We start from the raw sequence: 13,717 nt of genomic DNA on the forward strand, positions 1-13,717 counted from the left end.
TATACCTAATCGAATAGTTGTTAATTAAATATGACCGTTACTTGACTGTAGGTTGAACACCATATGACAGGTCTTCCATGATACATTGGTAATGTAGAAATTTGAAGGGGAAAACATAATTATCTGAAGGTCGCTCATAGAGGGTGACTTTTTTTTGTTTTCCTATGGAGAAATAGTAATGAAAAGGATAAAGAGTTTAAAGGAACCACCGATTTCTAAGCAGCTATTTACGTGCAAAGGTTGTATATGGGGAGCATGGAAGGCACCTGTTCAATTCTGTTCTAAGCCTATTGGTTGTGTATGGGCAGGTGGTGGTGAAGTTGAATGAACTTTGTTCAGCCGACGTGACCCGGAAACAATCCAGGACATAAAAGACTATCTCATGGACAAGAACCCTAGAGATTACATAATGTTCCTGATAGGTATTTACACAGGGCTTCGGATCAGCGATATTTTGAGATTACGAGTAAAGGATGTTACCGGCTCTCATATCTCAATTCGTGAAAAGAAGACGAATAAGCAGAAACGAATTCTTATGGCTCCTGAACTCAAGAAAGCGCTGTTGACTTACATCGAAGGCAAGCCGCTGAATGAATTCTTGATTAAGAGTAGGGAAGCTATTAACAGACCTATCACCCGTGAAATGGCCTATAAGGTTATGCGGGACATCGGGGATGAGTTCGGTCTTTCTGACATGAGTTGTCACACGCTGCGGAAAACATTCGGTTATATATTTTATAACGAGACCACAGACAAGGACATTGGCATGTTGATGGATTTCTTTAATCATGCTTCACCAAAGATTACGCTGCGTTATATAGGCATGGCTCAAGACAGCATGGATATGGCCTTGAGACGCCACAAAGCATGATCAGTTACACATATTAAGGACAGGTGAAACTCGTTTTCTGGACAGGCTGAGAGGGCTTATAGAGTATGGGTTTGAGGCGGGTGCATGGGTTTAACACAATGTAAGATATGTGTAATTAGATCGCTCAGGATTTACCAGTTATTCAGCAGCAACGGAGGGGTTAATGTTGGCGGAATCACCACTTAAACCATGCAGTCGTGTGGGCTGTAGGAACCTCACTAGAGAGCGTTATTGTGCCGACCATACACAAGAGAAACATAGCTATGATAGATACCGTGGCACGGCCTCACAGCGCGGATATGACAGTAAATGGCGAAAGGCTAGGCTGGAATTCTTGCGGAAGCATCCGTTGTGTGTGGATTGCCTGAAGGTCGATAAGGTAGAGGCCGCTACGGCGGTTGATCATATTGAGCCGCATAAGGGTGACAAGGAATTGTTCTGGAATCGAAACAACTGGCAGGCGCTCTGCAAGGCTTGTCACGATGCCAAGACAGTGCGTGAGGATGGAGGGTTTGGATTTAATAGGAAATGAATAGAGAAAATTATCCAATGATGTGATAAAATAAATGAATTAATTATGATGGGGGATAAAGCATGTTTGAACAAGAAGATCCAATAGGAAAAAATCCATATTATCATTTTCTTGATTCATTTCTTTTAAATTTATACTCTTTGAAATCATTCGCAAATAACGTAAGACCAGTGCTTGTAAATGAAATTATTCGTAAGAGAAAATTCGGAAAAGTAGAAGAAATGCCTGTTGAGTTGCTTATAGAATTATTACAACAAAGGAAATACGGGTTACTTGAAGATCCCAATTTAGAAGAGCTAGGAATAGAAAATCTCGAAAAAATACTTGATGAAAAACATGGTGTAATATTACTTGATAAATCTCGATTTAAGATTTACGGACCACATAAATCGACCACAAGTAAAGCGATTAATGATTATAGGTCAAGACATAATCAATTAGGTATTTTATATCAGAGTACTCTTATAAGCCTAGTTATATATTTTGAAATGCTTATAGGTACAATTATTAAGCACAGATTAGTAAAACATCCTAAGGCATCAGATATTGACAATAAAGTTCTAACTATTGAAGAAATAAGGAAGTTAGGTTCTTTTGAAAATGCAGAGCAATATTTAATTGAGCAAGATGTAGAAACTTTAATTCGTAAAAAGTATCTCGATTGGATTGATTATTTTAAGACAAATATGAAGTTGAAATTAGATAACATCGCACCGTTAAATGACAAGGTAATAGAAATAATTCAACGAAGAAATTTGTTTGTTCATAATGAAGGAATTGTAAATAATATATATCTGAGTAATATCAACACCCAAGTATTTAGTGAGGGAGCACTAGGGGAGAAACTTTCAATTTCTCTTCAGTATATAGATGAAAGTATAGATACAATTCGACACATTGGTGTTCTTATAGGATTAGAGTATTGGCGTATGATGGAAAAGGAATCCAGCGAACGAATACGCTTTATCAATAATAAGGGTATGGATTTTATGTTAGGAAATGAATGGGAACTTACTAGAGATATATATCGTTTTAACCTTTTTGAAAAATCAATTAATAGTAAGAGTAAAACTGTTGCGCAAATAAATTACTGGCTTAGTATGAAAAGACTTGGGAAATTCAGCGAAATAGAAAAAGAGCTTAAAAGTAGTGATTTTTCAGATAAGACTAGAGAATTCCAAATTTGTTACTATGCAATACTAGGAAACACTGAAGAAATGTTTCGAATAATTCCAAAAGGGCTTGAGTTTAATGAAATTACAATTGATGACTTAATAGATTGGCCTGTTTTTGACGAATATAGAGATGATGAACGATTCTTAGCTCTAGTTGATGTTGAGAAAGAAAACGATGAAGAAAAGATCACAAAGTTAGATGTTATTGAAATTTAGATTTATGTTAATGTGAGTTTGTATTAAGCATCCTATCATTGGATGCTTTTTTTATGCCCCCTAGGGTCAGAAAAAACATTTAGCTTGCTAGAGACCGCATCGGACTCAAGTGCGTAAAAGTATCCCCAAGAAAAGTTTAATGGCTACGGGGTTTTTGCTGGAATTGAAAAGTTTGATCATATTTGCTGAGAACATAAAGGCGTGGGAAACCCCGGACGTTGAACATATTATGACCGTATATTGACCGTAAGTTGAACAACATATGACTGGCTTTCCATGATACATTGGTAATGTAGAAATTTGAAGGGGAAAAACATAATTATCTGAGGGTCGCTCATACCAGGGCGGCCTTTTTGTTTTTCCTATGGAGGAATAGTAATGAAAAGGATAAAGAATTTGAAGGAACCGCCGATTTCTAAGCAGCTATTTATGTGCAAAGGTTGCATATGGGGAGTATGGAAGGCACCTGTTCAATTCTGTTCAAAGCCTATTGGCTGTGTAAGGGCAGACGTTGGTGAGGGCAAATGAACTTTGTCCAGCCCATACGTGATCAAGAGACGATCGACGAGATCAAGGAGTTCCTTAAGGGGCAATCTGATCGGAATCATCTGATGTTTGTTTTTGGCATTAACACTGGACTAAGGATTCAGGACATATTGAAGCTTCGAGTCAGGGATGTTAGTGGTGAACAAATTGTAATGACTGAAATGAAAACTAAGAAACGGAAGTTCATTCAACTCAACCCAACGTTGAAACGGGAGATTAAGAAATATACGGCTGATATGGACAAGGATGATTATTTGTTCCCATCAAGGCAAGGTGGTAAGAACAAGCCAATCAAACGAGACATGGCATATAAGGTAATGCGCAAGGCTGCTGATGAATTTGGATTAGTGGACATAGGCACGCATACGTTGCGGAAGACCTTTGGTTATCACATGTACCAAAAGACCAAGGATATTACGCTTGTTCAAAACCTACTGAACCATTCAGATAAGAGTATCACAATGAGGTACATCGGCATGGATCAGGACATGATGAACAATGCCATGAATCGTTTTGGCCTATGAGTTATTCATAGTTAGCGAGTGTATAACTGATAACAGGGAACGGTTGACAAACCCTTGATCGGCAAGGGAAAGTAGCAACGCCGCGAATTATGCTCTCTAATAAGATATGAGGAACTCGTATTCTATGCAAAGTATGCAATTTTACATGTGTTTTTAATGATTATCTATTAAATAGCAGCAGAAAAATGCCCTATTCTAAAAGGACTTTTTTTGAGTTTCAACGGGAAATCATCAATGCATACTTATGCATAGCGTGATATTTGTTGGAGAAAGGGTGGCATGAATGGATTGGACATCTCTAGGATGCAGTATAGTCGGCATCACTTGTATGTATTTCTTGCTTAGTAGGTCAGGTAAAGCAGCCATAAGAAAGGACTGGCAGGAGGCATTCTATTGTCTTTCTTATAGCGCCATTATCGCACTTATAATTTTTTGAGAGGGTGTTTAGATTATGTTCAGAGTCAGGGCAACGTACAGGAACGGCGATCATGAAATTGAAAGAACTATCGAGGTTGATAATCTTAATGAGCTTACTACCGATGAACGCCATAAAGTGTTTGAATTAGCAACTGGCGCAGTGACCATTACGGAGGATGAAAACGAAGAGGATACGGAAGAACATTCCATTGGTGGCTTACGCGTCAAGGTAGATATGGATACTTCTCAATTTGAAGAAAAGATAGACAGGGTAAGGGAAATATTATCCGCACCGCTCAATGAATTTGTTTCAGTTAAGGTCAGCTCATGCGATGCCGAGAAAGCCTAAACGCCCTTGTGGCAAGGTTGGTTGCAGGGAACTGGTAAGTGTCGGCCAGTACTGCGATAAGCACCGCAAGGAACGTGAACAGCGTCGTGGGACGTCAGCCAGTAGAGGCTATGGGCACAAGTGGAGGAAGGAACGACTGGAGTATTTGGAGCAACATCCGCTATGCGTGATTTGCAAGGCTGCTGGAGTGATAGAGGCTGCGACTGTGGTCGATCATATCATCCCGCATAAGGGCGACGATAAGCTGTTCTGGCGCAGGAGTAACTGGCAACCGTTGTGTGCTTCACACCATAGCGAGAAGACCGCAAGAGAGGACGGTGGGTTCGGTAATGGTTAAACAGATCGATGTTAACAAGGCTGCTCTTGACGTTGTTCAAGTACTGGCGAAGCATGATATTCCAATCTATATGATTGGAGAAGTCTTCCAGACCGCGTTTAAAACGGTGGAGAGCCAGAAGGTCAGCTCACCTTGACCCCGGGGGGGCCTGAAAAAAATTTAAAAATGAAATGGAATAGACCGCATCGGACATTAACGCAAATTTTTTTCGTTTTTTGAAACTTTTTAGAAATTGGAGGTGCCCTCATGGCAGGGAGAAACGCCAAGCCGGTTGCTCTGCACATTGCAGAGGGCAACCCAAATCGTTTGACCAGGGAAGAGATTAAGCAGCGGGAAGAATCCGAGCTAAAGCTTGGGCAAAGTGATTTGAAGAAGTTGAAAAAGCCCAAGTACATTTCTCAGGATAAGATCGCTAATAAGCTTTGGGGCGAGTTGATTAAAGAGTATCAGGAATCAGCTAAACAAGGAGTTGCGTTATTAACCAGTTCTGACGTTGGGACATTTGCATTGTACTGTAAGACGTACAGTGAGTATGAAAACCTTCTTGACCAGTACCAACGCTTGGAGAACATCGTTATTGATGAACACATTCTGGATGAGTACATTGGAGCGGCTGAGGCTGAACAGGAAGTGAATTTAAAGGCGCTTCGATATCTTTCGCAATTAGCTAGTTTAGAGGGGATATTGAAGGTTGAGACTGCGATCAATAAAAAGGTGGATATGCTTCTTAAATTGCAGGACCGCCTATTCCTTAATCCACTGGCTAAAATCAAAAATGTGGCGATGCCAAAGAAAGATGACAAAAAATCCTCCGCAATGGCCCAATTCTTGAATAGAAGAGCTGGCGGCCATGGCACATGATGAGCAACGTGCGCTAGAACCGATTGAGTTTATTCAAATGCTCCATGCAGTTGACGATTTCTATGGTCAACCGTTTATACTGCTTGACTGGCAGTATGACATTCTTCGGAATGTTTATGGTACGGTAACCGAGCGCGGTTATCGGCAATACCAATACGCTTATTTGGAAATCCCAAAGAAGAATGGGAAAACAAGTCTTATCGCGGCCGTTTCTCTTTATCATCTCGTTTGTGATCCACCAGGTGGACAGATTTACTGCTGCGCAGCTGATAAGGAACAGGCCAAGTTGGTTTACAAAGCTGCTGCCGCAATGATCGAGCAGGAACCCGAGTTTGAAGGTATTTTAAAGGTACTGGATAGTTCCAAAGAAATTAGAAACTTGATTACTGGAACCGTCATGAAGGTTCTTTCAGCTGAAGCTTTTACCAAACACGGGATTAATCCTACTGTTGTTATATTCGACGAGCTTCATGCCCAGCCAAACCGCGATTTATGGGATGTTATGACCTTTGGTGCAGGAGCTGCCCGTAAAGAACCACTTTGGTGGGTAATAACTACAGCTGGAGATGATCCAGATAGAGGCTCTATTGGTTGGGAACAGCACGAATATGCAAAACAAATCCGAGATGGTGAGAAAGAGGACCCATCTTGGTATGTGAAAATATACGGAATTCCTGAAGATGGCGAGGATGCGAACGGGAATAAGATTGATATCTTTGATGAAAATCTTTGGTATGAAGTTAATCCAAGCCTGGGTCATACGATTGACATAGAAGCCGTGAGAAAAGAGGCGCTAACCGCTCGAAATAAGGAGTCGGCAGAGCGCCTTTTTCGTTGGCTGCGGCTTAATCAATGGATCTCATTAAAGAAAACAGGTTGGCAACCGCTCACTTTATGGGACAAGACGGGCGGAGAGTGGGATTTATCAGAACTTGATGGTAAACGATGCTATCCAGGGATTGACTTGTCCAGTACAACGGATATTACAGCAGTCTGTTATTTGTTCCCACCACAGGAGGGAGTTCCAGACTGGAGGGTGGTTTTTAACGCTTGGATTCCGGAAGACAACATGAAAGAGCGGGTCAGACGAGACAAAGTTTCCTATGATAGATGGGTCAAACAGGGATATCTCCTTACCACACCAGGTGATGTCGTGGATTATGACTTTGTTGAGACGAGGTTGCTAGCAGCTAACGAACAATATGCTGTTCAGACACTTGGTACGGACCCTTGGAACAGTCGAATGCTTGCCCAAAGACTTATGCGTGGCGGTGTTGATGTGGTCGAAATTCCTCAAGATATGAAACACATGAGTCCTGCCATGAAGATGATTGAACAACTCATGAAGCGTGGGCTTATGAGTCATGAAATCAATCCAGTTGCACGATGGTGTTGGGGAAATATTGTTGTAGCTATGGATGGTAACGAGAATATTAAACCTATGAAGAACAAGTCAAAAGAACGTATTGACCTCATTGTGGCCATGATTAATGCGATGGCAACCGCCATGTTGTTTGAAGAAATTGATTTGGGTGTTGAAGAGTTTGCGGAAGATGATTTCTTGAAGAAATTATGGGGTTAAAACTCCGAGGGAGGGGGGGAATGTGTGAAAACAAATCTATTAACTAGAATATTTGGGGGCGAGCGCGATACAGAGCGGCGAAGTCAAGAAATAAGCATTAATGACAGGGAGTTTTTACGTATACTTGGGCTTGATGTAGCTCCCGGAGAGATAAGTATTAAGGGCTGGAACGCTTTGAAGGTAGATACGGTATATGCCTGTATTAAAATCCTATCCGACTCTCTTTCTAAGTTGCCGTTAAAGGTATATCAAGAGGATGAATACGGCATTACAAAGGCCGCGAAACATTATCTTTTCCGGCTACTAAAGCTGCGTCCTAATCCGTATATGTCGGCATCTGATTTTTGGAAATGTGTAGAAGCAAACCGAGCGATGGGGAATGCCTATGTAAATATTGAATTTGATCAGCGTACGGGTCGGGTAATCGGTCTTTGGCCTATTCCATCTAGCAGAGTAAAGGTTTGGATTGATGATGCGTGCTTGTTGCCGGATGTAAATAACAAATATTTAAGCGGGAGAACCCGTCTTTGGTATGAGGTTGATGTTGGTAATGGTGTTAAAAGGAAGATAATGCCGGATGAAATGCTTCATTTCAAGGGCAGTGTGACACTTGATGGTCTTGTAGGTATCCATACAATGGATTACTTGAAATGCACAGCAGAAAACGCCGCCTCTGCTTCTCAATTCATTAATAATTTCTACAAGCAAGGGTTACAGGTCAAGGGGCTGGTACAGTATACCGGAACATTAGATGATGGCTCCAAAAAAGTATTCAAAGATAATTTCGAGAGCATGACATCTGGCCTAAAGAACAGCCACAGAGTAGCTATGATGCCATACGGGTATCAATTTACACCAATTGCAATTAGTATGGCTGATGCTCAATTTTTGCAGAACACGGAGCTTACTTTCCGCCAAATTGCGAATGCATTCGGCGTCAAAATGCACCAGCTTAACGACTTGGCGAAGGCCACATACAGCAATGTGGAGCAGCAGCAACTTGCTTTCTATAGTGATACACAGCAGCCAATACTCACTACCTATGAACAGGAACTTTCGTACAAGCTATTTACGGATGATGAACTGGACGAAGGGTATTACTCCAAGTTTAATGTAGATGCGATTCTGAGAGCTGACCTTAAAACTCGTTACGAAGCTCACGGAAAGGGGATTGAAAAAGGGTTCATTACCCCAAATGAGGCACGAGCTGCCGAAGATAAGCCACCACTTCCTGGTGGAGATCAACTCCTATTCAACGGTAATGTAATTCCGTTGACAATGGCAGGCCAACAATACGTGAAGGGGGGTGAAGAAACTGAGCCAGAAGAGAACGAACCCAACTCCGACGAAGGAGAACAGAGCAATGCCGGCGACACTGGAGATACGGGAGACGATGGAGGGGGAGACAAGTAAACGAACTATCATCGGTTCAATTAAGTACGATTCAGAGTCCCATGTTATGCAGGATTGGTATGGTGACGAATTCGTAGAGGTTATTGCTCCTGGGGCCTTTGCAGAATTTATGAGAGAGAACAATACCGTTTCTCTTTGGTGTCACCGAACAGATCAGATCCTTGGAAATACTCGTTCTGGAACCTTAAAACTATTTGACGGTCAATCTGAGCTGAGGTTTGAACTTGATCTACCGAATAGCAGTTGGGGAAATGATGCTTATGAGAGCATCGACCGAGGTGATGTTGACGGTGTTTCCTTTGGGTTTAACGTCCGCACAAATGGAGATCGATGGTCAAAAATTGAAAGGGACGGTAAAACACTTTACAAACGAACAGTATTACTTGCGACACTCCCTGAAATCTCAATGACTCCTTTTGCAGCTTACCCCGAGAATGAAGTATCTGTTAGATCCCTTGAAGAATTCAAGGCTGAAGAAAAGCGGGCTGCAGATCAATTTGAAAAAGAAAAAATACTCTTGGAACTGGAACTATAATCCGGTTCCTTTTTGTTTGACCAAAATTTATATGAGGTGATGAACAGTGTCAAAAGAATTGCGTGCGCTATTAGCAAAATTGGATTCAGCGAAAACGGAAGTACGATCATTATTAAACCTTGATAAAACCGCTGATGCAAAAGTGAAGATGGAAGAGGTTCGTTCTCTTCAGGAGAGAATTGACATTCAGAAAGAGCTTGAAGTTGAAGAACGCGGCGGATTAGGTAACGGAGGACGTCACAGAGCCGGAGAGGAAACACCGGATCTTGAATCGCGTGAGGATGTGGAACTCGAGCAAGAATACCAGGGTATTTTCTTACGTGGTCTGCGTCGTAAAGGAATCACAGCGGACATGAGAAGCGTTATTGCTGAATATGAAAAACGTACTGTGCTGAATGAAGGGCAAACTGATCCTGCCATTCCAGACGGTGATTTGTCTATTTTAGTGCCAAAAGATGTTCAGACTCAGATTAACGAAGTGATTCGTAGCTTAGATGATCTTTCACAATACGTCAGCGTAGAGCAAGTGACGGCGCTGTCCGGCAGTCGTGTGTTAGAGGCATACGGGACTATGACTCCGTTTCAAGAGCTTAGTGAATATGATCCAATGGAAAAACACGACTCACCAAAGTTCCGTCCGGTAGAATACAAATTGAAAGATCGAGGCGGTTTCCTTCCCCTTACTAGCAATCTTCTACAAGATAGTGATCAAGCGTTATTGCGATATATCACCCGTTGGATCGGACGGAAGTCTGTTGTTACTCGGAACACCTTAATTACTCAACTTTTGTCTACCTGGACGAAAAAGGCGCTGACCAACGTTGATGCTGTTAAAAAAGTATTGAATGTCGACCTTGACCCGGCGATTAGTGCAACTGCAATTATTTTGACCAACCAGGATGGATATAATTGGCTGGATGAGCAAAAGGACAGTAACGGGCGTTACTTGCTTACAGACGACCTTACACAAGCAGGACGCAAGCTCTTTAAGGGCCGCCCCGTTTCAGTTGTGGCGAACCGTTATTTGCCTAGTGTTGGATCTTCAAGCGTTAAAGCTCCACTTATTATGGGAGATCTTAAGCAGGCCATCGCTCTATTTAGTCGCCAGTTTTATGAGCTTGCTAGCACAACTGAAGGTGGAGACGCTTGGAGACGACGTACCACAGAGTTGCGAACTGTTATCCGCGATGATATCCAGAAATGGGATGCGGAAGCCGCAATTTATGGTGAGTTGACCCTATCCTAAAATCGCAAGCGCTTAGGAATTTGAAAGAGAGGTTATAAGGGTGCAAACCAAAAATTATCAAGATCAAAATGGGAGTCGTTGGGTTGTTGAAGGAACTCTTGAAATTTCGGGAAACGGGAAAATTACTAAGGATGGCCGCGAGGTCGATTTGGAAGCGGGAAAAGTCAGCCGTAAGGAATATGATGCTTTAGCTGCTCGTGTGGCTGCACTAGAAAAGGGTGGTAGCTAATGCTTACCACCCTGGACAAAGCGAGAACGTTGGGGATTGATCCAAGTGGTGAAATCCCCGATAACGAGCTTGCCGCGCTTCTTACCATAGCATCCGTTGCTATTGAAGAGGTCTGCCGCCGGAATTTCAAGCTGCAATCCTATTCTGAACGGGTGAGCGGGATGCGCGGGTCATATCTCAGACTACCTAATTATCCTGTTCACGAAGTGAGGATTTACGAAATGGCGAACCGCCCCTTTGAAGATGTGGAAAGGCTGGAGCATGGAATCTTATTCCGACACTGTGGCTGGCCGGGCGGGGAGCGGGGGTTGACCGTGAACTACACAGCGGGTTATGTCCTGCCAAATGATGCAACAGAGGAGAATCCGGCTACGTTGCCGGAGACACTGGAATATGCTTGCGTGTTACTGGCAAAACACCTTCAGCGTGAACATGGGGTGTCATCAGAGAGGGTTGGGGATATCTCAGTAACCTATTCGGCAGCAGAAGCAGACATGCCTATGGCAGTAAAGTCTTTGATTAATCCCCATATTAGACCAGAATTATGAGGTGAGAGCATGGCAGGATCAAGATCCAGGGCGAGGCGGGTCGGTGTGCAAGTCACCGGCGAAGATAATCTGCGGCAACTAGCCGAGCGACTTCGCCCATTGACTAAGAATAAGATTCGTATTGGTATGCAGGGTGATGCTGAACTGGCTATGATTGCCGGAGTCCACGAATATGGATCTGTGAAAATGAAGATTCCTGCCCGTTCGTTTATCGGGACAGGGAAAAAGAAAGGTCAGGCTCCCATAGGTAAGTTGGTCCGGGCTGGGGTAACAGAGATTGCCCACGGGCGTAAGCGGGTAGACGAATTGTTTTCGGAGATTGGTGAGACGGGACTTGATCGAATGAAGAAAAATTTTGAACGAATTAAGCAGCCGCCCTTATCCGCCCGATATGCTTCAAGAAAGACTGGCTCCCGAAAGTTGCTGCACCGGGAAGACGAGCTGCGCGACTCCCTGATTTATGACATTGTACCGAAGGGAAGGTAATCATGCGGCAATTTAGATTTGCTGGCGTCATTCGAAAATATTTCAGACCTTATACCCTGATCCGAGACAGTGGAGGTGCATGGGTCAAGGGAAAATGGGTTCCAAGTCAACCGGAACGACTAACACGGAGCGGCAGCATCCAGCCTGTGAGCGCTCGATTGAAAGCGACAGAGGGCGGTAACTATACCGAGACAGATCGAATGTTATATACGACTTCGACGCACAGTACTGGTGAACGTATTGACTACATGGGCGTACAGTACACCGTTAATGAATCACCAGATCGAGAGTATTCCGATATCAATCAATATCTGCTGCGGAAGGTGGTCGCCAATGCTCCCGTTTGAGGATATTAGAGTTGCCATTGTTGAGGGTATGGAATCGGCTTCCGGTGGTCTGGTCATTGAAATGAACGGCGGAGGGGATACTCCTTCCGGTGATTTCATGACTTATAGTTTCGTTGGCGGCTTCGCTTCCACTGGAGGACAACCGATCATTACCCAGCAGTTAGGAAAGCAGTACAGGATGGAGACGGTGACATTTACCGTCTCTTTTAATTGTTATGCGGATGACTCAGACATAGCTCTAGTTAACGCCATGAGGGCGAGAGATTGGTTTAAGTCAGATGGACATGATCTGTTAAAGGACAAACTTGACGTGATCGTGATTGAGATTGGAGAGATCCAGAACCGGGACATTAACATTGGTGAAGAGTGGGAACGGCGTCAGGGCTTTGATGTTGAGTTTCGGGCCACGGATGTTGTAGCAACAGACATGTCAGGCTGGATTGATACTGCACCAATACAAAGGAGTGATAAGTTTTGAGTATTAGCGACGTTACTGTAAACATAGCTGTACTGAAGCCAACACCTATTTTGGGTGGGTTTGGCAAACCCTTAATTCTAGGATCCAGTACAGCGGGTAAAGAATTTAAAGATTACTTAGATATAGATGCCGTGAAGACTGATTATGCTGCCAGTACCGAGGAATATAAAGCGGCGGCTGCGCTTTTTGCACAGAAGAACCCGCCAGCAGAAATTGCGATTGTATCTAGGAGAACGGGCGCAACACCTGAGACATTGACAGATATTTTACCAAAACTGTTTTTGAAAGATTGGCATTTTCTCGTTACGACGAGCACGGCTGTATTGGACATTACCACTATAGGTGATGCTATCGAGGCAGATAAATCCAGACAATTTTTCTTCCGTACAAGCGATAAAGCCGATTTGGCTACAATCTTGGCTAAGAAATACACTCGAACCTATGGTGTTTATCATATTGCAGCAGAAGTTGCTAAATATCCAGAAGCATGCTGGATCGGCGCAGCTGGAAGTCTCCCACCTGGCTCGATTACTTGGATGGGATGGACACTAACCGGTATTGCACCACTGGATGTTACAGCGACAGAGTTAGCAGCTATCCACGCACTTGGTGCCAACACATACGTGACCAAAGCGGGAACTAATGTCACCAGTGAATGCAAGTCTGGTAGCGGTGATTATATCGACTTCATTCACTCCCAGGACTACATTGTTTTTAGCATTCAATACGCCGTTCAAGATTTATTCAATCAGGCACAGCACGCATTACAAAAGATCAGTTACAACAATACGGGTATCGCTCAAATTGAGAGTGCCGTTCGGACGGTTCTGCATCGGTCATTTCTAAATGGCATGATTGCTACTGACGATGATAACGTTCCATTGTATAACACGACGTTTCCACCACGTAGTCAAGTTGATCCGGCACAGGTGGCAGCACGCAATTATCCAGATGGAAAGTTTGAATTTGTTCAGGCGGGAGCCATACACAAAACGGCCATTCGTGGCACTATTAAATTTGCATAG

17 protein-coding genes and 1 pseudogene are annotated in these 13,717 nt (G+C 43.1%); all 18 read left to right on the forward strand.

Annotation, left to right across the window (positions count from 1 at the left end; all coding sequences use genetic code 11):
- Positions 1–324 precede the first annotated feature (324 nt).
- The 18 genes and pseudogenes from NST40_RS09200 (at position 325) to NST40_RS09285 (ending at position 13,717) form a co-directional block, all read left to right on the forward strand.
- Positions 325–871: pseudogene (locus NST40_RS09200) on the forward strand (site-specific integrase).
- Between the two features lie 163 nt (positions 872–1,034).
- On the forward strand, positions 1,035–1,403 hold the full coding sequence (locus tag NST40_RS09205; RefSeq protein ID WP_342410607.1) for an HNH endonuclease: 369 nt from the start codon (positions 1,035–1,037) through the stop codon (positions 1,401–1,403).
- Between the two features lie 62 nt (positions 1,404–1,465).
- On the forward strand, positions 1,466–2,794 hold the full coding sequence (locus NST40_RS09210) for a hypothetical protein (protein ID WP_342410609.1): 1,329 nt from the start codon (positions 1,466–1,468) through the stop codon (positions 2,792–2,794).
- Between the two features lie 524 nt (positions 2,795–3,318).
- Positions 3,319–3,864: a site-specific integrase gene (locus NST40_RS09215; protein WP_341120787.1), complete on the forward strand. Its 546-nt coding sequence runs from the start codon at positions 3,319–3,321 to the stop codon at positions 3,862–3,864.
- 451 nt (positions 3,865–4,315) lie between these two features.
- A complete protein-coding gene (locus tag NST40_RS09220; RefSeq protein ID WP_341120789.1) occupies positions 4,316–4,630 on the forward strand; it encodes a hypothetical protein in 315 nt (104 codons plus the stop codon).
- Positions 4,614–4,967 (forward strand): HNH endonuclease signature motif containing protein, encoded by a 354-nt coding sequence (locus NST40_RS09225; RefSeq protein ID WP_341120791.1) that lies wholly within the window; start codon positions 4,614–4,616, stop codon positions 4,965–4,967. The genes NST40_RS09220 and NST40_RS09225 overlap by 17 nt, the downstream gene beginning before the upstream one ends.
- Positions 4,960–5,103, forward strand: coding sequence for a hypothetical protein (locus NST40_RS09230; RefSeq protein WP_341120793.1), 144 nt, complete (start codon positions 4,960–4,962; stop codon positions 5,101–5,103). The genes NST40_RS09225 and NST40_RS09230 overlap by 8 nt, the downstream gene beginning before the upstream one ends.
- A 110-nt stretch (positions 5,104–5,213) precedes the next feature.
- The gene (locus NST40_RS09235) at positions 5,214–5,828 is read left to right on the forward strand and encodes a terminase (RefSeq protein WP_341109799.1); all 615 of its coding nucleotides are present in this window, start codon (positions 5,214–5,216) and stop codon (positions 5,826–5,828) included.
- Complete coding sequence (locus NST40_RS09240) at positions 5,818–7,410, forward strand: terminase TerL endonuclease subunit (protein ID WP_342410610.1); 1,593 nt, start codon at positions 5,818–5,820, stop codon at positions 7,408–7,410. Before NST40_RS09235 ends, NST40_RS09240 begins: the two co-directional genes overlap by 11 nt.
- Before the next feature lie 48 nt (positions 7,411–7,458).
- Positions 7,459–8,823 (forward strand): phage portal protein, encoded by a 1,365-nt coding sequence (locus tag NST40_RS09245; RefSeq protein WP_341109916.1) that lies wholly within the window; start codon positions 7,459–7,461, stop codon positions 8,821–8,823.
- Complete coding sequence (locus tag NST40_RS09250) at positions 8,774–9,358, forward strand: HK97 family phage prohead protease (RefSeq protein WP_341120798.1); 585 nt, start codon at positions 8,774–8,776, stop codon at positions 9,356–9,358. Before NST40_RS09245 ends, NST40_RS09250 begins: the two co-directional genes overlap by 50 nt.
- 46 nt (positions 9,359–9,404) lie before the next feature.
- Positions 9,405–10,604 (forward strand): phage major capsid protein, encoded by a 1,200-nt coding sequence (locus NST40_RS09255; RefSeq protein ID WP_342410611.1) that lies wholly within the window; start codon positions 9,405–9,407, stop codon positions 10,602–10,604.
- Positions 10,605–10,644: 40 nt separating this feature from the next.
- Positions 10,645–10,833 (forward strand): hypothetical protein, encoded by a 189-nt coding sequence (locus NST40_RS09260; RefSeq protein ID WP_341109803.1) that lies wholly within the window; start codon positions 10,645–10,647, stop codon positions 10,831–10,833.
- The gene (locus NST40_RS09265; RefSeq protein ID WP_342410612.1) at positions 10,833–11,381 is read left to right on the forward strand and encodes a phage gp6-like head-tail connector protein; all 549 of its coding nucleotides are present in this window, start codon (positions 10,833–10,835) and stop codon (positions 11,379–11,381) included. The genes NST40_RS09260 and NST40_RS09265 overlap by 1 nt, the downstream gene beginning before the upstream one ends.
- A 9-nt stretch (positions 11,382–11,390) precedes the next feature.
- Entirely contained in the window at positions 11,391–11,867 is a 477-nt protein-coding gene (locus tag NST40_RS09270; RefSeq protein WP_341109805.1) for a hypothetical protein, read from the forward strand.
- Positions 11,868–11,869: 2 nt separating this feature from the next.
- Entirely contained in the window at positions 11,870–12,214 is a 345-nt protein-coding gene (locus NST40_RS09275; RefSeq protein ID WP_341086039.1) for a hypothetical protein, read from the forward strand.
- A complete protein-coding gene (locus NST40_RS09280) occupies positions 12,201–12,692 on the forward strand; it encodes a hypothetical protein (RefSeq protein WP_341120806.1) in 492 nt (163 codons plus the stop codon). Before NST40_RS09275 ends, NST40_RS09280 begins: the two co-directional genes overlap by 14 nt.
- On the forward strand, positions 12,689–13,717 hold the full coding sequence (locus NST40_RS09285; RefSeq protein ID WP_341120808.1) for a DUF3383 family protein: 1,029 nt from the start codon (positions 12,689–12,691) through the stop codon (positions 13,715–13,717). Before NST40_RS09280 ends, NST40_RS09285 begins: the two co-directional genes overlap by 4 nt.

Origin of the sequence: Paenibacillus sp. FSL R10-2778, from assembly GCF_038593035.1 — a bacterium.
GTDB lineage: Bacteria > Bacillota > Bacilli > Paenibacillales > Paenibacillaceae > Paenibacillus_AQ > Paenibacillus_AQ odorifer.

What these genes read in the sequence shown, in the direction of transcription:
- NST40_RS09240 (WP_342410610.1), top strand. Translation starts at nt 5,818, where the DNA reads ATGGCACATGATGAGCAACGTGCGCTAGAACCGATTGAGTTTATTCAA.
- NST40_RS09205 (WP_342410607.1), top strand. Translation starts at nt 1,035, where the DNA reads ATGTTGGCGGAATCACCACTTAAACCATGCAGTCGTGTGGGCTGTAGG.
- NST40_RS09220 (WP_341120789.1), top strand. Translation starts at nt 4,316, where the DNA reads ATGTTCAGAGTCAGGGCAACGTACAGGAACGGCGATCATGAAATTGAA.
- NST40_RS09210 (WP_342410609.1), top strand. Translation starts at nt 1,466, where the DNA reads ATGTTTGAACAAGAAGATCCAATAGGAAAAAATCCATATTATCATTTT.
- NST40_RS09250 (WP_341120798.1), top strand. Translation starts at nt 8,774, where the DNA reads ATGCCGGCGACACTGGAGATACGGGAGACGATGGAGGGGGAGACAAGT.
- NST40_RS09265 (WP_342410612.1), top strand. Translation starts at nt 10,833, where the DNA reads ATGCTTACCACCCTGGACAAAGCGAGAACGTTGGGGATTGATCCAAGT.
- NST40_RS09235 (WP_341109799.1), top strand. Translation starts at nt 5,214, where the DNA reads ATGGCAGGGAGAAACGCCAAGCCGGTTGCTCTGCACATTGCAGAGGGC.
- NST40_RS09275 (WP_341086039.1), top strand. Translation starts at nt 11,870, where the DNA reads ATGCGGCAATTTAGATTTGCTGGCGTCATTCGAAAATATTTCAGACCT.
- NST40_RS09230 (WP_341120793.1), top strand. Translation starts at nt 4,960, where the DNA reads ATGGTTAAACAGATCGATGTTAACAAGGCTGCTCTTGACGTTGTTCAA.
- NST40_RS09215 (WP_341120787.1), top strand. Translation starts at nt 3,319, where the DNA reads ATGAACTTTGTCCAGCCCATACGTGATCAAGAGACGATCGACGAGATC.
- NST40_RS09280 (WP_341120806.1), top strand. Translation starts at nt 12,201, where the DNA reads ATGCTCCCGTTTGAGGATATTAGAGTTGCCATTGTTGAGGGTATGGAA.
- NST40_RS09270 (WP_341109805.1), top strand. Translation starts at nt 11,391, where the DNA reads ATGGCAGGATCAAGATCCAGGGCGAGGCGGGTCGGTGTGCAAGTCACC.
- NST40_RS09225 (WP_341120791.1), top strand. Translation starts at nt 4,614, where the DNA reads ATGCCGAGAAAGCCTAAACGCCCTTGTGGCAAGGTTGGTTGCAGGGAA.